The organism is Alkaliphilus transvaalensis ATCC 700919, assembly GCF_000621485.1.
GTDB classification, from domain to species: domain Bacteria; phylum Bacillota; class Clostridia; order Peptostreptococcales; family Natronincolaceae; genus Alkaliphilus; species Alkaliphilus transvaalensis.
The window spans coordinates 38,429-61,207 of record NZ_JHYF01000012.1 but is presented as its reverse complement, the minus strand read 5'-3'; the positions used below and the strand labels follow the sequence as shown (position 1 = coordinate 61,207).

At 33.7% G+C, this 22,779-nt stretch carries 21 protein-coding genes and 1 other annotated feature; of the genes, 7 read left to right on the top strand and 14 right to left on the bottom strand.

Annotated elements, in window-relative coordinates; all coding sequences use genetic code 11:
* Positions 1-449 precede the first annotated feature (449 nt).
* The gene (locus T335_RS0109140; protein ID WP_026477276.1) at positions 450-1,565 is read right to left on the bottom strand and encodes a M20/M25/M40 family metallo-hydrolase; all 1,116 of its coding nucleotides are present in this window, start codon (positions 1,563-1,565) and stop codon (positions 450-452) included.
* Between the two features lie 217 nt (positions 1,566-1,782).
* The gene (locus T335_RS0109135; RefSeq protein WP_026477275.1) at positions 1,783-3,324 is read right to left on the bottom strand and encodes an AbgT family transporter; all 1,542 of its coding nucleotides are present in this window, start codon (positions 3,322-3,324) and stop codon (positions 1,783-1,785) included.
* Between the two features lie 434 nt (positions 3,325-3,758).
* Here T335_RS0109135 and T335_RS0109130 point away from each other — a divergent pair, with 434 nt between their 5' ends.
* Positions 3,759-4,220 carry a DUF3189 family protein gene (locus T335_RS0109130; RefSeq protein ID WP_026477274.1) on the top strand — a complete coding sequence of 154 codons (462 nt, stop codon included), beginning with the start codon at positions 3,759-3,761 and terminating at the stop codon, positions 4,218-4,220.
* 41 nt (positions 4,221-4,261) lie between these two features.
* Here T335_RS0109130 and T335_RS0109125 read toward each other — a convergent pair whose 3' ends face one another.
* On the bottom strand, positions 4,262-4,660 hold the full coding sequence (locus T335_RS0109125; protein ID WP_026477273.1) for a hypothetical protein: 399 nt from the start codon (positions 4,658-4,660) through the stop codon (positions 4,262-4,264).
* Between the two features lie 224 nt (positions 4,661-4,884).
* On the opposite strand from T335_RS0109125, the gene T335_RS0109120 reads away from it, so the two are divergent.
* The 3 genes from T335_RS0109120 to T335_RS21610 all read left to right on the top strand — a co-directional run bounded on the left by T335_RS0109120 (position 4,885) and on the right by T335_RS21610 (position 6,181).
* Positions 4,885-5,214 carry a YtrH family sporulation protein gene (locus tag T335_RS0109120; protein WP_026477272.1) on the top strand — a complete coding sequence of 110 codons (330 nt, stop codon included), beginning with the start codon at positions 4,885-4,887 and terminating at the stop codon, positions 5,212-5,214.
* On the top strand, positions 5,211-5,657 hold the full coding sequence (locus tag T335_RS0109115; RefSeq protein WP_026477271.1) for a hypothetical protein: 447 nt from the start codon (positions 5,211-5,213) through the stop codon (positions 5,655-5,657). The genes T335_RS0109120 and T335_RS0109115 overlap by 4 nt, the downstream gene beginning before the upstream one ends.
* An 80-nt stretch (positions 5,658-5,737) precedes the next feature.
* On the top strand, positions 5,738-6,181 hold the full coding sequence (locus T335_RS21610; protein WP_051569228.1) for a rhodanese-like domain-containing protein: 444 nt from the start codon (positions 5,738-5,740) through the stop codon (positions 6,179-6,181).
* Between the two features lie 2 nt (positions 6,182-6,183).
* Here T335_RS21610 and T335_RS0109105 read toward each other — a convergent pair whose 3' ends face one another.
* From T335_RS0109105 to T335_RS0109085, 5 genes are all read right to left on the bottom strand, one after another.
* Positions 6,184-7,197 (bottom strand): sodium:calcium antiporter, encoded by a 1,014-nt coding sequence (locus tag T335_RS0109105; RefSeq protein WP_026477270.1) that lies wholly within the window; start codon positions 7,195-7,197, stop codon positions 6,184-6,186.
* Positions 7,198-7,390: 193 nt separating this feature from the next.
* Entirely contained in the window at positions 7,391-8,752 is a 1,362-nt protein-coding gene (locus tag T335_RS0109100; RefSeq protein ID WP_026477269.1) for a DUF7922 domain-containing protein, read from the bottom strand.
* Positions 8,753-8,901: 149 nt separating this feature from the next.
* Positions 8,902-9,765, bottom strand: coding sequence for a 16S rRNA (adenine(1518)-N(6)/adenine(1519)-N(6))-dimethyltransferase RsmA (gene rsmA, locus T335_RS0109095; RefSeq protein ID WP_026477268.1), 864 nt, complete (start codon positions 9,763-9,765; stop codon positions 8,902-8,904).
* Positions 9,758-10,309 (bottom strand): ribonuclease M5, encoded by a 552-nt coding sequence (gene rnmV, locus T335_RS0109090; RefSeq protein ID WP_026477267.1) that lies wholly within the window; start codon positions 10,307-10,309, stop codon positions 9,758-9,760. Before rnmV ends, rsmA begins: the two co-directional genes overlap by 8 nt.
* A 139-nt stretch (positions 10,310-10,448) precedes the next feature.
* Positions 10,449-11,483, bottom strand: coding sequence for a 3D domain-containing protein (locus tag T335_RS0109085; RefSeq protein WP_051569227.1), 1,035 nt, complete (start codon positions 11,481-11,483; stop codon positions 10,449-10,451).
* Between the two features lie 451 nt (positions 11,484-11,934).
* Between T335_RS0109085 and T335_RS0109080 the strand changes: the two genes are divergently transcribed.
* The gene (locus T335_RS0109080) at positions 11,935-13,239 is read left to right on the top strand and encodes a stalk domain-containing protein (protein ID WP_026477265.1); all 1,305 of its coding nucleotides are present in this window, start codon (positions 11,935-11,937) and stop codon (positions 13,237-13,239) included.
* A gap of 70 nt (positions 13,240-13,309) precedes the next feature.
* Here T335_RS0109080 and T335_RS21605 read toward each other — a convergent pair whose 3' ends face one another.
* From T335_RS21605 to T335_RS0109055, 5 genes are all read right to left on the bottom strand, one after another.
* Positions 13,310-14,467, bottom strand: a complete 1,158-nt coding sequence (locus T335_RS21605; protein WP_051569226.1) for an HD-GYP domain-containing protein — start codon at positions 14,465-14,467, stop codon at positions 13,310-13,312.
* 115 nt (positions 14,468-14,582) lie between these two features.
* Entirely contained in the window at positions 14,583-15,350 is a 768-nt protein-coding gene (locus T335_RS0109070; RefSeq protein ID WP_026477264.1) for a TatD family hydrolase, read from the bottom strand.
* A gap of 11 nt (positions 15,351-15,361) precedes the next feature.
* A complete protein-coding gene (metG, locus tag T335_RS0109065) occupies positions 15,362-17,290 on the bottom strand; it encodes a methionine--tRNA ligase (RefSeq protein WP_026477263.1) in 1,929 nt (642 codons plus the stop codon).
* A gap of 63 nt (positions 17,291-17,353) precedes the next feature.
* Positions 17,354-17,602: a binding site (T-box leader), on the bottom strand.
* A gap of 178 nt (positions 17,603-17,780) precedes the next feature.
* Positions 17,781-18,311, bottom strand: coding sequence for a spore maturation protein (locus tag T335_RS0109060; RefSeq protein ID WP_026477262.1), 531 nt, complete (start codon positions 18,309-18,311; stop codon positions 17,781-17,783).
* The gene (locus T335_RS0109055) at positions 18,308-18,886 is read right to left on the bottom strand and encodes a nucleoside recognition domain-containing protein (protein ID WP_026477261.1); all 579 of its coding nucleotides are present in this window, start codon (positions 18,884-18,886) and stop codon (positions 18,308-18,310) included. Before T335_RS0109055 ends, T335_RS0109060 begins: the two co-directional genes overlap by 4 nt.
* A gap of 128 nt (positions 18,887-19,014) precedes the next feature.
* Between T335_RS0109055 and T335_RS0109050 the strand changes: the two genes are divergently transcribed.
* Positions 19,015-20,448 (top strand): nicotinate phosphoribosyltransferase, encoded by a 1,434-nt coding sequence (locus T335_RS0109050; protein WP_026477260.1) that lies wholly within the window; start codon positions 19,015-19,017, stop codon positions 20,446-20,448.
* A gap of 132 nt (positions 20,449-20,580) precedes the next feature.
* On the opposite strand, the gene T335_RS0109045 is transcribed toward T335_RS0109050, so the two are convergent.
* On the bottom strand, positions 20,581-21,999 hold the full coding sequence (locus tag T335_RS0109045) for a CCA tRNA nucleotidyltransferase (RefSeq protein ID WP_026477259.1): 1,419 nt from the start codon (positions 21,997-21,999) through the stop codon (positions 20,581-20,583).
* A 541-nt stretch (positions 22,000-22,540) separates the two neighbouring features.
* Between T335_RS0109045 and T335_RS0109040 the strand changes: the two genes are divergently transcribed.
* A complete protein-coding gene (locus tag T335_RS0109040) occupies positions 22,541-22,777 on the top strand; it encodes an AbrB/MazE/SpoVT family DNA-binding domain-containing protein (RefSeq protein ID WP_026477258.1) in 237 nt (78 codons plus the stop codon).
* Positions 22,778-22,779 lie beyond the last annotated feature (2 nt).

Genomic DNA, 22,779 nt, shown 5'->3' with positions numbered 1-22,779 from the left:
TCATTCTGTTTCAATTATTATATAAAAGAAGATTTTAGTCTTTATCCTTCTTTATAATTCCTTAGCATGAAAAATTATTGTACAAATTGTTATCTTTCGTTTCTAAGGTTATATATTTCTTAGAAAATGAATTACTAAAAAATATTTATCTAATCTATTAAAGAACATTTTGTATAAAAATGCAATAGTTTTTTTTGAAATTTTGGTTTCATAAAAATAACAGCATATAAAATGCTGCTATCTAATCTTTAGTATATCATACTATATTATATTATTTAATAAATTTACCCGCTTTATTCAGAATTACTAAATTGCTAATCATATTGCTCTTTTAGTGATTTTTAGTGTTCTTTAACATGAACAAAGCCTTCCTACGAAAAATTTACTATGTTTTGAAAAAGAAGCACTAATTTAACCAGAAGGCTAAATCAGTGCTTACCTTTTAAATCCTATTCGCCATAAATTTTAACTAACTCAAATACCATTCTAGCGCTATCGGTTAAATCTTTAATTGAGATATGCTCTTCTAGTGTATGGGGCTTTTTCATACCAATCCCAAGGTTAATGGCTTTAATACCATTACCGTTGAATACGTTTGTATCACTTCCGCCACCTGTAGATTTGGTGTATCCTTCAATTCCCATTCTGTTAAATACTTCCTTCGCCTTAACAACAATTGTATCATTTTCATCTACATTAAAGGCAGGGTACATTCTTTCTACGTCCATTTCTACCTTACCACCAAAATCTGCAGCAGCTTTTTCAAAAATTTCTACCATATGGGCTGTTTGTTTACTTAACTTCTCTTCGTTTGTACTTCTTGCTTCTGCTTTTATCATTACTTCTGGCGTTACAATATTTGTGGCTTCTCCACCTGTAATTACGCCAACATTTGCTGTAGTTTCTTCATCTATTCTAAGAAGATTCATTCGGTCAATCGCTCTTGCCGCTATTTGAATTGCACTAATCCCTTCTTCTGGTGCAACTCCTGCATGGGCTGGTTTACCAATAATTTTTGCATTAACTTTATCTTGAGCTGGTCCTTGGATAATAATTTCTCCTGGTGAACCACCACTATCTAATACAAAGGCCATATCTGCATTAATTAAGCTGTAGTCCATGTACTTTGATCCAAAAAGGCCTCCTTCTTCCCAAATACTAAAGGCAATTTCTACGTCTGCATGCTCTACATTATTTTCTTTAATCAGCTTAATACCTTCTAATATAGCTGCTACTCCAGCCTTATCGTCACTACCCAAAATTGTTGTACCATCGCTATAAATTACTTCATCTTTAATAACTGGTTTGATCCCAAGCCCTGGCTTTACTGTATCCATATGACTACTGAAAAGAATAGTTGGACCTGGTTTTGATCCCTTTAATTTGGCAATAATATTACCAGTTTCGCCACCAACTTTTTCGCCTGCATTATCAATAGTTACTTCTAGTCCTAGTTCTTCTAGCTTCTTAATAAGTACTTTTGCTACTTCGCCTTCTTTTCCAGAATGGCTATCAATTTGAATTAATTCTAAAAACTCATTAACAACTCGATCTTTATTAACCATATCCTATTCCTCCCTATATATGTTATTCTACTTGCGAATTTAGCCATACAATTATAGCCCATTAATCTTATTATAACATTATACCCATTTGTTTTCTATTCTCTCCAACACATTATAAAATTACAAATTTATAATATTTTAAATTATTTAACCTTTCCTTAGAAAAAAAGGTACCGAAATAACGGTACCTTTTCTACAATTTAATAATGATTGAGTACTATAATTTAATTCCTACACCTGGTCCGATTGGTAAACCAAGAACAGTCCATACTACGAATAATAAAGTCCAACCTAGTAAGAATAATAGTGAGTATGGTACCATTACTGAAATTAAAGTACCAATACCAGTTTCTTTGTCATATTTTTGAGCAAAAGCAACGATTACTGCAAAGTAAGACATTAATGGTGAAATAATATTAGTTGTAGAGTCACCAATTCTGTAGGCTAACTGGGTAAATTCTGGCGTATATCCAACGTGCATTAACATTGGAACGAATACTGGAGCCATAATAGCCCATTTAGCAGATGCACTACCAATAAATAAGTTGATGAAACCAGCAACTAAGATAAATCCAATTAGCATTGGAACACCTGTCATGTTTGTTGCTTCTAAGAAATTAGCACCATTAACTGCTAAGATTGTACCAAGGTTACTCCAGTTGAAGTAGTTTACAAACTGTGCCGCTACGAAGGCAAGAACTAAATATCCACCCATTGTAGACATTGACTTACCCATAACGTTAGCGATATCTTTATCACTCTTAACTGATCCAGAAGCAATACCGTAAGCAACCCCAGGAACTAAGAAACCTCCTGCAATGATTGGAACCATACCTGCTAAGAAAGCAGAATCTTTTAAGATTTCGCCTGCATCAGACTTTAAGATCCCCGACATTACTAAAGCTACGATTACTGCAACATAAGCAAGGAAAGAAATTAATGCCCATACTAAACCTTTTGATTCAGCTGCAGTAATTTTATCGATATCTACTTTAGAATCACCTTTGTATTCACCTAGTCTAGGCTCAATAATTTTTTCAGTTACAATTGTACCAATAATTGTAATTAAAAACGTAGATGCAATCATAAAGAACCAGTTAGCATGGATTCCTACCTCATATCCTGGTTGATACATATCAGCAGCTTGAGTAGTGAATCCACCAAGTAATGCATCAATCGTACCAAAAGCTAAGTTAGCACTGAATCCGCCAGATACCCCAGCGAAGGCAGCAGCAAGACCTGCTAATGGATGACGCTTAAAGCTTAAGAATATAAGTGCTCCTAATGGAACTAAAACAACGTAACCAGCGTCTGAAGCTACGTTAGACATAATACCAGCAAATACAACAACGGCTGTAATTAAACCTTTTGGTGTACTTAAAACTAATTTTCTTAAAAGAGAACCAATTAGACCTGTTCCTTCTGCAACCCCTACCCCTAGCATCGCTACTAGTACTGTTCCTAATGGTGCGAAACCAGTAAAGTTTGAAACAGCCTTAGAGAAGATATCCCTAACTCCTTGCTTACTTAATAAGCTAACCGCTTCAACTGTAGTGGCTACTGCTTCACCATCAACAATTCTGTCGTAGGTTACTGATGTACCCATCTTAGCTGCTAATGCAGAAATAAGAATAACTGCTAAACTAAATAGTGCGAATAATGTTACTGGATGCGGTAGTTTGTTACCTACAACTTCGATGATGTCAAGGAACTTATTAAATAGCCCCTTCTTTTTGTTTGAAGATACTTTAACGCTCATCTTTCACCCTCCTTAAAATTTTTTTACAAAGCATAAAATTTAGTAATAAAAAATATCAGTCTGGAACAAGTATATTATTAATTAACAAAAAAATCAATCAAAATGGACAAATTAAATATTAATTTTATGTAACATTTGTAACTTATATGTAATGCTATTACTTACTTCAGCACCTCCAGCGCTTTATAATATTGTATACAATTATTGATTTTATCAGTTTTTAATTGTCTTTTAATGTTGTTTATTTTTTTATTATTAGTTAAATTGTAATACTTTGTAATAATAAAATAAGTTTTATTTTTAATCATTTTGTTGTATACTGTATAGTTACCCTTTTAAAACAAACCCTCTATGAAATGATATTCATAAAATTTAGACTTATTACAAATGATATAACTAGTTATGTCAAAGATAGAAGTTAAAGGAGGCTTAACATGTACGTGATTTATCATGGTAAAGGTAATTCGATATTAACTTCTATTGCAGCCGCCCTCCACTTAGAAGAATTTTCTTTTGATCCTACTCAGCCTAAAATATTCTTAAATATATTACCTACTTTCTGCTCTATGGAAGAAAAATCTATAGGGAGACTGGTTCAAGTTGGCAGAGATCAAGCAAACAATAATATTTTTATTTTAAGCACTTCTACAGCTGAGACCATTATGCTACCGGCCCTGACTTCTGTTTTTGATATTTTACAGATCCCTCAACAGGAATTATATTTGGCCGATATATCAGAAATTGGAAATATTAAGCTTTCAGTAGGTATATGGCTTTATAAAAAAAATTTTTTAAAAAGATATGCCGAAAGACTAATTTTTCAAGGCATTAAGGCAGAACATAATCATCTACTTAAGGTTGTAGAAAAAACAAAAATTTTTTCAAAAAAAGATTAAGATCTAGATACATCTAGATCTTAATCTTTTTTCATAATTATCTAAAATGGAAAGCCTCCATAACCAGGATAAGTTCCGTAAGGAAATCTACCAAAATGACGTCTTCTTCTTCCTAGCAATTCACGAATAAACAAGATTGTTATTAAGTCTCTCAAAAACCTTCTTTGTTCACTACCAACTTCATTAATTTCCATATGATAAATCTGGTCTATCATTTCGTCTAACATTCTTGGGTCTACATAAGGATACATTCTCGGATTAGTATGAACGTCCATGTGGTGACATATCTCCTGTACCCTAGGGTATATTCTTCTATAAATATCAGGATACATATCCATTAGTCTTCTTCTATCTTCGTAAATATCCATAAATTCGCCTGGCATTCCATAGGGATATTGGTGTTGTGGGTTCATTGAGTAATGATATGGATTTTGGCTCATGCTTATTCCTCCTTTCGTTTTCTGATATATTATATGCAGGCTTAAATTTAATGTAACTATATCCATTGGAGAAATTGCAATTGTAATACCCTAATAACAATTTATATTCGATTATAGATTTCTTCAATCATTTATTTGCATCTTTTTTCATATATATCTATATGTATTATGAACAGTTTACATTTAAATGACCGCAACAATTTAATGGAGTTAGGAGCTAAGCTATGATACCTTTTTTACAAAATATATTATATAATTTTTTCATTTCTCTAGGTGTTATGCTGGGTGGTTGTATTTTTGGAGCAATAGCGGCTACCTTTAATGGGGATCCTCCATTAAAAACGATGTTGGATCTAAGCGAAAAAATAAAAATTTGGGCTGTTGCTGTATCTCTAGGAGGTACCTTTCCTTCCTTTAAGGTTTTTGAAGTAGGGGTTTTTAATGGGGATATAAGAGGACTCTTTAAGCAAGTAGTTTTTATTTTAAGCGCCCTTTCGGGAGCTCAAATGGGTTACAGACTACTTTATTACTTAGAAGGAATGGGAAATAAATGAAAAAATTATCTTTTGCTACAGCTCTTTTCGCTTTAGGTTTTCTCTTTGGCCTAGTTTTTATGACCCTTTTTCAAATGCATACCTTTGATCGTTTGTATCGAGTCCAGAACCAACTTACTAATCAACTTTTAGATCGTGAAATTAAACTGGAGCGTTTGAATGAAAGTATTAAAAACCAAAGTACTTTTTTAGTTAAAGACCTAAAAATTAATATTAAATTCGATGGAAATATCCTCATCAGAGATGAAATAGAGAAGTACATACAATTTTACTTATCTGATCTTGTCGGTAAGGAACTTGATAACATTGATGGGGAAATGATTTATAAGATATTAGAGGATAGAATTATAAACGTAGATGATAAAAAAATACAACTAACGGTCAAATCATTGATCATCAGTCAAGAAATTTCAATAGTTGTAGAAGCTAAAATAATAGAGTAAATATAGTTTACGCTGTAATATTGAAGATTTATCTCAAATATATTTTAGTAGAAGGATTAAATTTTATAAGGGGTGAAAATATGCGTATTTTCGTATTAAGAAAAAGAGATTTGTATATAGTAGTTGGAGTAATTCTAGTCTTAATTATCGGTCTTGCCATCTTTAGCCAGATTTCAAAGGATAGAACCGTTAGTAGTCTACAGCTTAAATACAATTATCAACAACTTCTTCCTGAGGAAGCTAATGTATTTATTCATAACAATCCTGATATTGTAATTCTAGATGTACGTTCTCAAAAAGATTACGATAGAGGGCACTTAAATAATGCCCTATTCATTCCCATCAAAGATCTTAAGGATCATTTGGGTGAACTAGATCCTAATGATGCCTACCTAGTGTATTGTGATAATGGTAAAGATAGCCTGAAGGCGTCTAAGTTAATGGCTGAATCGGGATTTCCTAGGGTTTTTTCATTAATAGGAGGTTATAGAAAGTGGCCCTATGATATCAAAAAAGTCTACTAGATTTATGTAATATATATTAAATAAACCGTTGCTAAATAGAAAGTTAAAATAAATACCGAGTCCCAACCTATTGTAAAAATTGTTCGTTTTGATCGATAAAAAAGACCTATTACTGCTATAGAGCTTAGTATGATTCCTGCCATAGCTGTTATTCCGTGGCTTATATCTATTACACTAAATATTGACCCTTTGTAGTAAAATACATCTGTAGCAGTGATAATTAACATATTGAATATATTACTGCCTAATACACTGCCTACTGCCATGTCGTAGGCACCTATTTTTATTGCTGTAATTGATGCTACTAGCTCTGGTAAAGAGGTTGTGGCTGCAATTAACAGGGTTCCCACAAAGGTATGTCCTAATCCAGTGTGGGTAGCTATTGCTTCTCCAGAATAGGTTAAATTCATTCCTGCCCATATTATGATAGCAGAAGATAACGAAAATCCTATAATAGCCTTCTTTAAACTCCCGTCAGGTTTTACACTCTCCTCTGGCTCTTCAGTTTTATCCATTTCATCTAATGCTTGTACTTTATTTTCGTACCTAATAATTAGAATTGATGCAAAGGCATATGTACCAAAGATTAAAATACTTGTTAGACTAACCCAACCAAAAACAATATCTAATCCAGAAACTTGTGCTACTAAAATCCCAAGAGCGCCTAAGGCAGATAAAAGAATTCCAAACATCCCCGCCAGCATATGATTCATCTTTACATGAACTAGAAATCTACCTTGAGTATGCAACACATCTACAAGAGCCAAGATCATCAAGTTAAATATATTACTCCCAAAAACATTTCCTATCGCAATGTCAGGAGCATCAATTAATGCAGAAGAAACACTGGTTACAAATTCGGGGAGTGACGTTGCTGCAGCAATTAGAACGCCTCCTACAATTGAATGACCTAGTGAAGTTCCTGCTGCAATAATATCACCATACTTGGAAAGTTTTGTTCCTGTATAGACTACCAATAATGCACTAAATAAAAATAGCAAATATGTGCCTAACAAAAAATCATCCCCTTAATCTCAATTCTTATATTAGCATAACCAAAATATAAAAATATAAAGATACATGTATTCAATCCTTATATAATATACCCCCTTTATATAAACCGTTATTAAAAAGGTTTATTGTAAAGGGGGTATATTTAACCAAAATAATAATTTGAAGATTCTGCATTATTTCTTGAGCAACAAGTATCTAAAGATTGCTATCTAAAGCTTTCGTTGCCTTTAAGGGCCTTACCACTTTGCCCGTCTTAGGGTCAATATGGATCAGCCAATAACCTACTGTATTTTCGTCAATTGCTCCTTTTCGAGTTGAATGCCAGTACTCAAATCCCGTATTCCCTTTATAGGGTTGGTCTATACTTAAATTTCTTCCCGGTATTCCATAGACATAGTACTTAACATTTTTATTGTCATCATAGACAATGCCAAAAATATAATGTTGGTATTGATAAATTTGTCTTTGATAATCAGAAGGTTGTTGGTAGGGGTAGAATTGTGTTGGATACTTCATACCATCAATATAGGCGATGAAAGGCATATGGGCACGATACATGGTTTGATAATTGTAATACATATGCCACCAGTTATAATTTTCTAGACCTTCTTCAAAGGGGTTGATTTTAGGGAACATTTTAACCGTACCTTCAATATATGTTTGTAGGCCTTTTAAAATGTTATGCTCGCTTTCCTGGTAAAGTCGGTCTACATAATCATGGGAAGATGAAGTCGTTTCATTAGTATTTAAGTTAGAAGCTGTTTCTACTTGTTTGACCTCACCTTCCATTGGTTTTTCAACCTTAGAAATTTCTGATTTTACTTTAACATCTTGTTTATTTTCTGGTTCTAATTTTACTTCATTAGATTTACCCGCTACTTGAGGGCTTTCCTTTTCTTTTGGCTTATTAACTACAAGAAGACTTTCCTCTTTTTCTGGTTTGTTAACTACAAAAGGACTTTCCTCTTTTTGGGGTTTATTAACTGCTCGTGGCCTTTTTTCTTCTTTCAAGCTAATATTATCTGCAACTTTTTCTTCTTTTATTGGCTTCATATTTTGTGGAGCATCTGTAGACTTAAGAGTCATATTAATAGATGCAGATGACTTTGCTCTTTTTCCATATAGCTTACTTTCTACTAATTCTCTCCAGTTAACTTTTTCTTTGTCTATGTAGCCCACCAACGGAGCCTCAAGACTTTTCTTATCTGATGATTCTACCAGTAAAGCTAATAGGTTAAAATCATCTATCGACTCCTTTGAGGCCTGAACATTTTCTCCATTAAACTCCCATACGATCTCGCCTTTTCCGTTTTCATCAACCACCATAGGTCCTATATCAACTATAGTTGGTTCATCTTTTTTTGTGTTTACTAAATACCATCGATATCTCATACGCTTTTCTTGTAAGTCTTTTAGATTTTGACAATGTAAGTACATACTTCCTTTGTCATTGCTAATTTCAATTTTGGCATGCCCTTTAGGTGCTTGGCTAGCCACATCAAATCCTGAATCTTCATTTTCAAGTATAATAAAGTATCTTCTGTATCGCCTTTTCATATTTTCCCCCCTTAACACAATATTTCCTTACAAAAACATAGTTCTGTATTAATATATGTTAAGGACACTAAATTGTTTACAGATTGTTTCCATATAATTATTCTGATAACAATAAACACCGTTCTCTAATTGAAAACGGTGTTTAACGCTTATATTTTTTCAGCAAACCTATTAGTAATAGCGGCAAACTCTTCTATGGAAAGGGTTTCTCCTCTTCTTTTTTCATCAATACTGCATTCTTTAAGGGTTTCTCTAACCATATCTTTATTTAATTGTAGGTCTCCACTACTTAAAGCATTTAATAATGTCTTTCTTCTTTTTCCAAAGGCATCCTTCACAACACCAAAAAACAGTTTTTCACTAGCCACCTTTACCTTTGGTTCTTCTAACCGATTTAATTTTATCACACTAGAATCTACCTTCGGTTGAGGTATAAATACTGACGGTGGAACTATTGTAATAATTTCTGTTGTACAATAGTATTGAACAGCTACAGATAATGCGCCATAATCTTTTTTACCAGGCTTTGCATTCATCCGATCAGCAACTTCTTTTTGTATCATAATTGTTATTGACTGTATTGGTACCTTTTCTTCTAAAAATCTCATAATAATAGGTGTGGTTATATAATAGGGTAAATTACCTATTACTTTAATATCTCCACCATCAAACTCTTCTGCTATTAATTGGTGAAGATCAATTTTTAATATGTCTTCATTAATAACTTTTGTATTTTCATATCCCTTTAAAGTATCTGCCAACATAGGAATCAGTTTTTTATCTATTTCTACCGCTACTACTTTTTTTGCTGCCTCCGATAATCCTTGGGTTAAGCTTCCAATACCTGGACCTACTTCAATAACATTTATTTCTTTCGTTATATTAGAACCCTGAATAATTTTTTCTATTATATTGTAATCTATTAAAAAGTTTTGTCCTAAACTCTTGGAGAAATGGAACCCATGTTTTTCTACCATTTCTTTAGTATTTTTAGGAGTAGCTATCTTATTCATTTTCATCCCTACTTTTTAAAGTATTTAGTGCTGCCTCAAATTCTTCTCTCGTGACACCATAGTGATTTAGACGATTTAAAAATTGTTTGGCATTTCCATAACCAATGCCTAGTACTTTTCCAAGCTGATCTCTCTTCTCAGACGCCCCTTCATCACCAATTAACCCATTAACAATAAGATCTTTTTGACTAAATTCTGCCCTCTTTTCAATCGATTGGCAACGGACCTTTTCTAACGCTGCTATGATACTTGTAGGTGAGGCATTTTCAATTCCAATATCACCATTTTTTGTGGCTTCTTCTCTGGGTAAAAAGGCATGTTTACAACCAGGTACTTTTGAAGAAATGGTTTTTCTTATTTTTTCTCCGGCAAAATCAGGATCTGTAAAAATAATTACACCCCTTTTTTTCACAGCCGTCTCTATTCGCTTGATTACAGAAGGTGGTAAAGCAAAACCTCCGGTGGTAATCATTTCAGCATCAACTGCTCTTTTTACTGCAGTTACATCGTCTCTTCCTTCTACTACAATAATTTCTTTTATCATTTGTCCTCCTTTGATAATCACAACCCATAGTCAAGTAACCCCTCTGAAAATAGTATACCATGATTTGCATGTATTAATAACTCATAAAGATTTTAATAGAGAATTTAATTCAAAAAAACAGATCAGAGAAGTCTCTGATCTATTCGAGAATATATACTTTTACGTTTCTTCTTCCAAACCTCAATGCATCACTTCTGTTTTCGAAATATAGGTCGATTTTATTTCCTCTAATGGCTCCACCTGTATCTTCTGCTACAGCGTAGCCATAACTAGGCATCCCATCTAATGATTCAATATAGAGTTTCGTTCCTAAGGGAATTACCCTTGGGTCGACAGCTACTACTCCAGGTCTGACCTGAGTACCACTGGCAGTTACTCCATAATAGGGATCACCAGGCCTTTTACCTGTACTTTCGTAGCCAGCATCGTATGCACTTGCAGACATGGTGATGGCTTTACGATACCTAGCTGTCTCTCCCCTGGAGGTAACTACAAAATTCAGTGTTCCCTTTTCAATTATCTCATTAGCTGCATTCTCATGGATTATTTCATCTACAACTTCTCTGGCAACCTCTATGCCATCTTCGTAGATTAATTTAAACTTTACTTCTTTTAACCCTGATTTTCCTTCCTGAACCGTTTTAGTGGTTCCATAATCAAGAGAGTCATTATACTTAATTACAGATTGAAAAGGGATTACATGTTCTTCCACTAGAAATTCTTCCATAACTCTTGTAATTGTTATAACTTCTCCTTTTCTTAAAGGTGTATCAAGGGCGGGTTGAATCATGTCTTGTTCCTCTAGTTGTATTTCTAGAGAATTAAGTAAATCTTCAACCTTAGACTCTGCGGTTTTGATAATTCTCTCTTCGCCACTATCCACAAGTTGTATCTCAAAAGATCTGTGGACAGTGATTCTACTGCCATCTGTTATTTTATCCTGTAGTCCTGGGGTTATTTTGTCTTCGGGCTCTAATTCTATGCCTTGTCTTTTAAGTATGGCTTCAACAGTATTAGAAAGGGTTTTCACTTCCACTTCCTGTCCATCGTAGGCTATAACCACAGTCTTTTGTAAAGACATATAGGTTATTCCGCTAATTAAAAACATTAACGTAATCACGGCAATTAAGATTTTCCCTTTTAGGGTCACCTTATTGCTCAGGTTACTATCCATTTAAACTTCCTCCTGTTCTCCATAAATAAAATTATTGTCCTGAAACAATAGCTTTATTTTGTTCTTTTTAATTAGAAATATTAAACTTCTAATTCAACCCTTTTGAGTCTAGTTGGAAAGAAACATCATTTTTATTATTTTAACCTATTAAAAATATTTGTCAACCTTTTTAGTATTTATTGGAATTAAGTGACAACTCTTTAGGCATTATTGCCTTATCTCTACCATTATATTCAATTAATTTTATTTTACAATTCTCATTCTTGCAGTAGGATATATTGATACGCTATTTTGTCTATTTCCCGGGAAATTTGTATCTATTTGATTATACATTCATTTAAGAAGGTATAAATAAATGTATATTAAATTTTTATTACATTATAGCTCAACTATTGGAATAGACTTTAAATAATGCTATCATTGATTAAAACTAAAAATATAGGAGGATCTTATGAAACTTAGAAAAACTTTCTTAATCCTTTGTTCCTTAGCTCTACTTGTCACTTTTGTTTCATTAATCTCTTATGGAAATATGTCCTCTGTGATCAATATATTTGTTAATAATACACAACTCATGTTAGATGAACCTCCCGTGAAGATTAATAATCGTATTCTGGTACCTGTAAGGGCGGTTATGGAGGCCTTAGGTGCTAATGTTTCTTGGGATGCTTCTAATAGAGTTGTTACAGCAAAAAACCATGATACGATTGTTACTATGCCTATTGATAGTGCTATAGTATACAAAAATGATCTATCTGTTCCTTTAGATGTACCTGCACAAATTATCAATGGTCGAACCTTCATTCCTTTTCGCTTTATTTCAGAAAGTTTAGGTGCAGATGTTCACTGGGATAGCAAAAATCAAACTGTCCTTATTTCAAAGGAAGAAGCCCATCGTAATTTCAGTGTTAAAAACATTACCATCGGTTCTAGTTTGGAGGATGTTTCTAAAGTTTTAGGATCGGCTCAACGAACTGTGATTAGTGAATATGGTTTCCAGTGGTATACATTTCATAATCAGTACCGTGACTATCTTCAGCTTGGTATTCAGGATAATAAAGTAGTAGCCATCTACAGTAATCAACCTCTATGGGAAAATAAATATAATATCAATGTTGGAACAAATAAAGAAATGATAACTTCCTCTCTATCTCAACCCTTAGATGGGATCGTGAAAGGAAACACCAAGTACTTGTTTCCTCCTTTTGAAGAAGGAACAGAGTACGAAGTTTTCCATTTAGGTAGTTCCTATGTAACTATTTTTTATGACCTCCATAAGGGTAATGAAGTAAGTTCTATTCTTATTATTGATAAAGATGTAGAAGAAAGCTATCTTAGACATTTAAATTCTTCAATAGAGCTAAAAGAGGCTTTTGAAAAACAGGTTTTTGATTTAGCCAACGCCCTAAGAGTTAGAGAAGGACTTAAACCCTTTGAATGGTCTGAAGTTGCCTCAAGTGCCGCTACTAAGCACAGTAAAGATATGGCTGATCATCGTTTCTTTGATCATATCAATTTAAAAGGAGAAAGCCCTTTTGATCGTATGAAGCAGGAAGGAATTAGATATCGTTCGGCAGGAGAAAATCTAGCTGCTGGTCAACAAAACCCTATATACGCCCATGAAGGTTGGATGAACTCGATAGGTCACCGTAAGGCCCTCTTGGGTAATTACGAAAAACTTGGTGTTGGCGTATGGTTTGGAGGTAGCAATGCCAAATTTAATAATTACTTCACACAAAAATTCTATACACCTTAAATAATATAAGGGGCTGTCAATTTGAGACAGCCCCTTGTATTGATCTTATTCACAATTATCGTTTCTTCTCCTATACAAAATCTATTATATAGATTCCTGCATTCTGAGGGAGACCTAAATCAAGTAGTTCTCCTGAAGTCTGTAATTTAACCACTGGTTTGTATATATTTTGTTTTGCTACATATACAATCTCTGCTAATTGCTCATCACTTAATTTAACCTTCTGTCCTATAAAGCAGTTCCCTATGCGATTAAGAAATATATACAAAATTTTAGAGTCTAGCTTATCTAAGTATTCTGTTTCTAATGTCTTAATGGCTTCAAAAGGAGACATCTTTTTACGGTAAGAACGATTGGATGTTAGGGCATTATAAACATCTGCAATTGCTATAATCCTTGCTAGTAGTGGGATTTTATTTCCCTTAAGCCCTAATGGATATCCACTGCCGTCCATTCTTTCATGGTGAAGCAAAACAGCTTGCTTAACATCTTCTGTTACAAAACTATAGTTTTTAATCAATTCATGACTCTCAATAACGTGTTTCTGACACTCTAGCGTTTCATCGTAGGTAAGCTTACCAGCCTTATTTAGTAGCTCTTTTGGCACCTTCATTTTACCTAAATCTGCTAGTAACGCCGCAGTGACCAAAGATTGTAGCTTCCCTTCGTTTAAATCTAACCATTTTCCTATATTATAGGAAATTACCGTCACGTTCTGGCTATGGGCATATGTAGTGTCATCTAAGTCCCTCATCTGCTCAAGTAATTGAAAAGCATTTATGTTTCCCTTAAATGCAGCTAATGTCTTATCAATGTTATCTTTAATTTTATCTTTTCCTATCACTTCACCCTTTAAAATACCTTCAAAATCCTTTTGTAACTTAACTTGATTCTCTTTGAAGTCTTCTCTAAAGCTTTTTATTTTTTCTTTATATTTAATTTCATTTAATTGCTCTTCTATTTTAGAAAAATCATCGTTTTCTTCTATTTCATCTAAATCTATTGTGTCAAGGTCCTCTTGGTTTTCCTCTTCAGATACATTAACCTTAATATATCTAACATCATGCTGCTCTAGTAAGTTCTTTATTTTAATAAGATCGACTACCTTAGTCTTAGCAGGAACTAGAACATTTCCAAATCGATTAATAACATCATCATAAATTTCCATTCCTTCAATTAAACTGTCTACAGATATCTCCCTATACTCACGCTTCCATAAAACCGTCACCCTCATCAACCCCCTTAAACTTATCGCATAGCCTTATAATTTTATCGGTAGTTTCTTAGTTTTTTTTTAGAGTTTTCAAAAAAAAGAACCGAAAATATTTTTCGGTTCATAAAAATTACTCTATTCTAAAAAGTTTTTTAGCATTTTTAGTCGTTGTTTCTGCCACTTCTTCAAAAGATATTCCTTTAATTTCTGCAATTGCCTCTGCCACATATCTTACATAAGCAGATTCATTCCTTTTACCTCTATAGGGTACTGGAGTTAAATAGGGACAATCTGTTTCTACCAACAACCATTCTAATGGTATTTCTCTTGCAACCTGCTGAACTTTTTTAGCATTATTGAAGGTTAATGGTCCAGCTATGGAAATATAAATTCCTCTTTTTATATATTCTTTAGCTAATTCTACACTTCCCGAATAGCAATGCATAACACAGCCAATGTCTCCTACTTGGTGCTGTTTCAATATGTCAAAAGTCTCTTGATTTGCATCACGATCATGGATAATGATTGGCAAATTAACTTCTTTAGCTAGTTCTATTTGTCTTTTAAACCATTTTCGTTGTTCTTCCTTTGGAGAGTGATTATAATAATAGTCTAAACCTATTTCGCCAACTGCAACTACCTTTTTCTTGTTGGTTAGAGACTTTAACACTTCTATTGTATCCTCATCCATATCTTTTACATCATGGGGATGGACTCCTACTGCTGCATATATCATTTCATATTTCTCTGAAAGATTAACTGCTTTAACTGAAGTAGTAAGACTTGCCCCTGCATTAAGAATATACTGTAGACCGCTTTCTTTTGCTGCTCTTATTACTGCGTCACGATCTCGGTCAAATCGTGAATCATCTAGGTGGGCGTGACTATCAAATAACATTTACATTCCTCCTAGCTTATTGGCGTTCCACTTAATATATCTCCATCAAGGGTACCTAACACTAGCTTATCTTCATCAGAAGCAGCTAAAATCATCCCTTGAGATTCAACGCCCCTCAATTTTACTGGTTTAAGATTCGCCACTAAAATGACAGTTTTTCCTACCATATCATCTGGCGAATAATGAGATGCAATACCAGAAACCACTTGTCTCACTTCGTTCCCTAATTGCACTTGTAGCACTAATAATCTATCTGCCTTCGGGTGTTTTTCAGCCTTAATAACCCTTACAGCCCGTAAATCTAGTTTGCCAAAATCATCAATTGTAATTTCTTCTTTAAGGGGTGCTACTTCTTTTGTCTCTTCTGCTTTTGGTTGTTCAGCATCTATTTCCTTCAATTTCTTTTCTGCGTCAATACGAGCAAATAAAATTTCTGGCTGATTCACTTGATCCCCCACTTTAATACCATTAAATTGAGTAAGACTTTCCCAGCTAGTTTCAGTAGTATTCAGTTGTTTAAATATTTTTTCTGCCGTTTCTGGTAGGAAAGACTGCAGTAAAACTGCTGATATTCTTATAGATTCTAGCAAATTATATAGGACAGTTGCTAATCTACCTTTCTTGTCTGGATCTTTCCCTAAAACCCAAGGTAATGTTTCATCAATATATTTGTTGCTTCTTCTTAGTAATGTAAAAATCTCACTAATGGCATCGGCAACTTTAAGCTGCTCCATTTTGGCTTCTACTTTTTTAGGAGTAGCTAAAGCCAACTGTATTAATTCATCGTCTACAGATTCTACATCAACTGGGACTTCTATTTTACCATTAAAATACTTGTTTACCATTGTAATCGTCCTGTTGACAAGGTTTCCTAATATATTTACAAGATCTGAATTAAAACGTTCTATTACCAATTCCCATGTGATGGTTCCATCATAGGCGAAGGGCATTTCATGTAATGAATAATACCTCACGCCATCTATTCCAAAATGTCTGGCTAAATCATCTGCATAGATGGTATTACCTTTAGATTTACTCATTTTTCCTTCCCCAACTAGCATCCATGGGTGTCCAAATACTTGCTTTGGTAGCGGTACCTCCAACGCCATTAAAAGGATTGGCCAATAAATCGTATGGAACCTTAAGATATCCTTACCAATTAAATGAACATCTGCCGGCCAATAACGATTATACCTTTCGCCATGGTTACCATCTACATCGTATCCAATACCAGTAATGTAATTAGATAGGGCATCAATCCAAACATAAACCACATGTTTTTCATCAAAGGTTACCGGTATTCCCCATTTAAAAGAGGTTCTCGATACACAAAGATCCTGAAGTCCTGGCTTTAGGAAATTATTGATCATCTCGTTTTTTCTAGATTCAGGCTGTATGAATTCTGGATTTTCTTCAATATGTTTCATTAATCGGTCTTGATATTTACTTAGCTTTAAGAAATAAGCTTCTTCCTTCGCTTCCACAACAGGCCTGTTGCAATCTGGACAATTACCTTCCACTAATTGGGACTCAGTCCAAAAAGATTCACAAGGGGTACAATATAAGCCATGATATTCGTCTTTATAAATATCTCCTTGATCATAAAGCTTTTTAAAGATTTTTTGAACTTGTTCTTCATGATCTTCATCGGTGGTTCTCATAAATTTATCGTAGCTGGTATTCATTAAGTCAAAGATAGATTTAATTTCTCCAGCCACTTCATCAACAAACTCCTTTGGTGTTTTTCCAGCTTCTTTAGCTTTTGTTTCAATTTTTTCCCCATGTTCATCTGTTCCTGTCATAAAGAACACATCATATCCTAATTGTCTCTTGAATCTGGCAATTGCATCAGCAAGAATGATCTCATAGGTATTACCGATATGAGGCTTTCCCGATGTATAGGCGATTGCAGTTGTAATATAGTAGGGTTTTTTGCTCATTTTTCTTCCTCCTTCATCTCAAATGTTATATAAAAATACAAAAAACCCCGCCCCTATAATTTCTATAGGGACGAGGATTAGTTCGCGTTACCACCCTAGTTCATTATTATTTCTCAATAATAAACTCATTAAGTGAAAATAATTCACTTTGCTTTCTTAACGGAAGCAACTCCGTTATAACCTAAGGTCTTACAACCCTCAGCTATAAGGTTTAGGGTCCATCTTCAAAAAGCTTCAACAGTGCTGGCTTTCACCTATCCCAGCTCTCTTTTAACTGCTTCCCTTTTCTACTCTTCCCATCATTACCGATAGTGTATTAATATGATATAGTATTATACTACAATATATAAAATTATACATCATCTGTCAACTATTATTTTTAAGCTTTGTATGTCATGTATATTAAATACTAAATAAAAAACAATTTAACAAGTTTTCATTTTAAATAAATGTAGTTAAGTAACTTCCATTATACCAATGTAGCTTTCAATCACCTAAACATCAGACTGCATATAAATACCGATGCAATTACTGCTGCAAAGTGAGATATTAGTGCTGCCCCCACTGTATGTCTAGACTTTTGAACCCCTACAGCCCCAAAATAAACTGCCATTGTGAAAAAAATGGTTTCTGCTGAACCCATCATTGTAGATGCCACTCGACCTACAAAGGAATCTGGCCCATAACTTTCAATAATGTCTGCCAGAACCCCTAGTGCCCCACTGCCTGAAAATGGTCTCATTAGTGCTAGTGGAAGCACTTCTGATGGAATTCCTAAAAAACGGGTTATTGGAGCCAATAAATTAACAACTAATTCCATTCCACCTGATTTTCTTAATAACCCTATGGCCAAAAATATGGCTATTAAGTAGGGCATAATGCGAATAGCTGTTTTAAAACCTTCCTCTGCCCCTTCAACAAAGGCATCATATAGGTTTACTTTTTTAATATAGCCATGAAGTAATATAACCGTCATCATAACTGGAATAGCCATTACTGAAACGTATCTAAATACAATCATGCTCCCTCCCTCCCCTCTAAAATTTTACAGGCAGTAATTCCGACAATTGTTGAAACAATCGAAGCTAATAAGGATGTAATAATGATTTCTGAAGGCATAATGGAACCAGCATCGGCACGGATTTTTAAAACTGTCAAAGGAATTAATTGTATCGATGACATGTTAATGACCAAAAACATGCACATAGCGTTTGATGCCCTTTTTTTATCATGGTTAAGACTTTGTAGCTCTTCCATAGCCTTTAGTCCTAATGCAGTAGCTGAATTACCTGCTCCAAACATATTGGCAACCATATTCATGACAATAGCACTTGTAGCAGGATGATGGTCTGGTATAGAAGGAAATAATACCCTTGTGAAGGGTCTCATTCCCCTTGCGAAAGTTCTCATTAATCCTGAGCGATTTGCAATATTCATAAGCCCCAGCCAAACTGCCATAATACCTGTTAAGCCAATTGCAAACATAACCGCTTCTTGGGCATCTGTAAGAAGTACCTCATTAATAATTTCTCCTTTTCCTGTTACAATCGCCATAATCATACCAAATAAGATCATAATAAACCATATTTTATTCACCTGTAGTCCCCCAGTCTGTTTTAATATTCATAGAAAATGTAAATTCTATAGTTATGTTTTTAAATTTTTGTTATAATATAACTTAATAACCAAACAAAAACCCGCTCTAATTAAGAAAGGAGCCCATAATGAGAAATCATACACTACTTACAGATTTGTATCAGCTAACTATGATGAATGGATACTTAAAAAATAATGTAGCTGATGATATTGTTGTATTTGATGTTTTTTTCAGAAAAAATCCTTCCGATAATAGCTATACTATTATCGCTGGAGTTGAGCAGGTAATCGACTATATTGAAAATCTTCATTTTGATGAGGATGATCTAACATACTTGCGTAATACTAATTTATTTGATGAAGATTTCATTAATACCTTAAAAAATTTTAAATTTACTGGTGACATCTATACAGTTGAAGAAGGTACAATAATGTTCCCTAATGAACCCATTATGAGGATTAAAGCCCGTTGTTTCGAAGCACAACTGATCGAAACTGCCATTTTAAACATCGTTAATTTCCAATCATTAATTGCAACTAAAGCAGCACGTGTTTGTGAAGCAGCTAAAGGGGACGCAGTTTTTGAATTTGGTTTACGAAGAGCCCAAGGACCCGATGCTGGTATCTATGGTGCAAGGGCCGCTTACATTGGTGGGTGTGTTGGTACCTCCAACGTTTTAGCTGGCAAGATGTTTAATATACCAGTTACTGGGACAATGGCCCATAGCTGGATTCAAAAATTTGATAGCGAACTTGATGCCTTTAGAGCCTACGCCAATGTTTACCCTCAAAACTGTCTTCTTCTTGTAGATACTTATGATACTTTAAATAGCGGTATTCCTAATGCTATTACTGTATTTAATGAGTTGAAGGAGAAGGGCTATCAGCCTACCGGTGTGAGGATTGATTCTGGAGACATCGCCTACCTTTCAAAAAAAGCACGCAAAATGCTGGATGAGGCAGGATTCCAAGGATTAAAAATTGTTGCTTCCAGCGATTTAGACGAAGAAACAATCTATAGCTTAAAAATTCAAGAAGCTACTGTAACTGGTTGGGGGGTAGGGACTAACCTAATTACTTCTAAAGATTGTCCTGCTTTAGGTGGTGTTTATAAGTTAGTAGCCGCCGAAGAAAATGGCAAACTGGCCCCTAAAATAAAAATATCCGAAAATCCTGAAAAGATTACTAATCCTGGCTATAAAAAGGTTATTCGAATTTATGACGAGTCAAGTAAACATGCCCAAGCTGATTTAATTATGCTAGCGGATGAAGTAATAAATACAAATCAACCCTTGACTATTTTCCATCCTACGTATACCTGGAAGAAGAAAACCTTTAGAAACTACTCTATTAGAGAGCTTTTAATACCTTTGTACATCGATGGAAAACTTGAGTATACGAGAAAAACAGTTCAAGAAGTTAAGGAGCATACTCAAAAAGAGCTAGACTCCTTATGGCCAGAGTATCGACGGTTAAAAAGACCTCAACTTTATAAGGTAGACCTTTCCCAGAAACTATGGGACCTAAAACACGAGTTGGTAAAGTCCCTAAGGGATGAATAATTATATAAAAATCGTAAATGACCCCTCAATCAACAAATCAGGTTGATTAAGGGGTCATTTTATAGTTGAAGATTGCATCAAACAATATATACATAGCTTTGGTTTATGCATCTTATCAGTTGTCTACAATCCTTAGAATATACTTTTTAGATAGTTAAGGGCTGCTTCTTTTGTAGGTGAAATTCTTCCAAAATAAATTGCCTTTTTAATTTCTTCTAAAAGATTACCCACCATCACTCCAGAAGGAACTTCAAGGGACTCCATAATATCTTTTCCAGTAATAATTGAATTTATTTTCTCCAGCGGTCGATACCTAGTTAAATAGTTATTAGCTATATATTCTATATGAACTTTAAACATCCCCATTTCTTCATCGGGTACTAATAACTTTCTCGTGGCAATAATATCTGAAAGGGCGATTAAAAGAATATCTAAAGTCTCTTCTCCCATTTTATTAAAAATATCATAGAGGACTTTACCACTTACATCATTATTTTTATATGAATTTAACGGGATCATGTGTAACTCTACATAACGATATAAGATGTCCCTTTCTTTAATACTAAGCTTTAACTTCTCTGCATATTCTCTAATAATTTCTGCACCTGTAATCTCATGGCCTCTAAATCGAGTTCTTCCCGTCTCATCTACCTTACGGGCGGAAGGTTTTCCAACATCGTGAAATAATGCACCCAATTTAATTAAATCTAGTCTGGTACGGTCTCCTGCTATGATTTCTTTTGTATGTTCTTCATAAGCTTCCCTTATATGGGGCTCAAAATAATTATCGGAATAAATAAATTCCTCTGCCATTTTTACTGTATAAATAGAATGGGTCCAACAATCAACTACATGATATTTACATTCTCCAACTTCCTTCATTTTTTCAAGTTCAGGAAATAACTCATATAAAATTCCTAAAGTTTCATCCATATAATTCAAATAAAAATAAGCATTCTCTGCTTTCAATATTTTAAATAATTCTGCTGCCACTCTTTCACCTGCAACAGTATTAATTTTATTAGCGTTTTCTTTAATTAGTCGAATCGTTTCATGATTAATATTATAGTGTAATTCCATCATTAGTCTAACTGCCCTAATCATCCGAATAGGATCTTCCTTAAAAACATCCCTATGTATATGTTTTATTTCCTTCTTTGTTAGGTCCTTTATTCCTCCAAAGGGATCAATTATTTCTTTTTCCTTAATAGGAAACCCTGCTTCAATATCATAGGCCATACCATTAATGGTAAAATCCCTATGTTGAAGGTCTTCTTCTATTTTATTCCCCTGCATTTTAGCAAAGTCAATTTGAAGTCCATCGAATAAAATGACTCGATACACCCCATTTTCTTTGTCCATCTCTACAAAACTTCCCTGAAAATCTTCTGCTACCTTCTTAGCAAAGGCATAGGAATCCTTCTCTATAACAACATCCCAATCTTTAACTATTTTATTTAATAGGTTATCTCTTAAGCATCCCCCTACAAGGTATACTTTTTCTCCAATTATATATTTCTTGTCGAAAATTGAAGAAATATTTGTTGTCATCTATATCCACTCCTTCAAAGTGATTACTCATATCTATACGTTATAATTCATAATTAACAATAAAATACTTACTATTTTTGTAAACTTAATTAATACTTAAATTCCTAATTTCTATAAAAAGATTACTTTATTATAACATGACTATCTTAAACATATACCCTTTATAAACTAATTTAACTACTCTATTTTAAAAAATAAAACAATTCTAAAACAATTAAATTCAACGATTTATTTGAAAATTATTAATTAATCTTCCTTAGCTCACTTCTAGGAAGGATCCCTCTAAAAATATAATTTATATATAATTAATATATCATACAAAAACACAAAAATTATTTATATAAACAATAAAATTTTTTTGTGAAAACAGCCCATTTTTTTATTAATATTTATCCAAAAATGAGGTTGACTTTTTATGGAAAGTCTGGTACTATTTAATATATAAGTTGTCGAAATTTGTTGTTTCGTGGACTATTATGTAGTAATTTGTTGTCATTAGTTTTGTTTCTATAAATTTACAAAAATAAAAGGAGGAAATAAATTGAAATCAACAGGAATTGTAAGAAAAGTAGACGAACTTGGAAGGGTAGTTTTACCAATCGAACTACGAAGAACATTAAATATTGGAGAAAAGGATGCTTTAGAAATTTATGTAGATGGTGAAAGCATTATCCTTAAGAAATACGAGCCAGCTTGTATCTTCTGTAGCAATGCGAAGGATATAATTACATATAAAGGTAAAAATATCTGCTCAGCTTGTAAAGAAGAATTAAAATAGTC

Bases quoted from the DNA above. Each gene is read 5' to 3' on its own strand.
- T335_RS0109120 (WP_026477272.1), top strand. From the start codon at position 4,885: ATGATACCTTTTTTACAAAATATATTATATAATTTTTTCATTTCTCTA.
- T335_RS0109100 (WP_026477269.1), bottom strand. From the start codon at position 8,752: ATGAAAAGGCGATACAGAAGATACTTTATTATACTTGAAAATGAAGAT.
- metG (WP_026477263.1), bottom strand. From the start codon at position 17,290: ATGAGCAAAAAACCCTACTATATTACAACTGCAATCGCCTATACATCG.
- T335_RS0109085 (WP_051569227.1), bottom strand. From the start codon at position 11,483: ATGGATAGTAACCTGAGCAATAAGGTGACCCTAAAAGGGAAAATCTTA.
- T335_RS0109080 (WP_026477265.1), top strand. From the start codon at position 11,935: ATGAAACTTAGAAAAACTTTCTTAATCCTTTGTTCCTTAGCTCTACTT.
- T335_RS0109135 (WP_026477275.1), bottom strand. From the start codon at position 3,324: ATGAGCGTTAAAGTATCTTCAAACAAAAAGAAGGGGCTATTTAATAAG.
- T335_RS0109115 (WP_026477271.1), top strand. From the start codon at position 5,211: ATGAAAAAATTATCTTTTGCTACAGCTCTTTTCGCTTTAGGTTTTCTC.
- rnmV (WP_026477267.1), bottom strand. From the start codon at position 10,309: ATGATAAAAGAAATTATTGTAGTAGAAGGAAGAGACGATGTAACTGCA.
- rsmA (WP_026477268.1), bottom strand. From the start codon at position 9,765: ATGAATAAGATAGCTACTCCTAAAAATACTAAAGAAATGGTAGAAAAA.
- T335_RS0109045 (WP_026477259.1), bottom strand. From the start codon at position 21,999: ATGACAACAAATATTTCTTCAATTTTCGACAAGAAATATATAATTGGA.
- T335_RS21610 (WP_051569228.1), top strand. From the start codon at position 5,738: ATGCGTATTTTCGTATTAAGAAAAAGAGATTTGTATATAGTAGTTGGA.
- T335_RS0109070 (WP_026477264.1), bottom strand. From the start codon at position 15,350: ATGTTATTTGATAGTCACGCCCACCTAGATGATTCACGATTTGACCGA.
- T335_RS0109060 (WP_026477262.1), bottom strand. From the start codon at position 18,311: ATGATTGTATTTAGATACGTTTCAGTAATGGCTATTCCAGTTATGATG.
- T335_RS0109140 (WP_026477276.1), bottom strand. From the start codon at position 1,565: ATGGTTAATAAAGATCGAGTTGTTAATGAGTTTTTAGAATTAATTCAA.
- T335_RS0109125 (WP_026477273.1), bottom strand. From the start codon at position 4,660: ATGAGCCAAAATCCATATCATTACTCAATGAACCCACAACACCAATAT.
- T335_RS0109050 (WP_026477260.1), top strand. From the start codon at position 19,015: ATGAGAAATCATACACTACTTACAGATTTGTATCAGCTAACTATGATG.
- T335_RS0109130 (WP_026477274.1), top strand. From the start codon at position 3,759: ATGTACGTGATTTATCATGGTAAAGGTAATTCGATATTAACTTCTATT.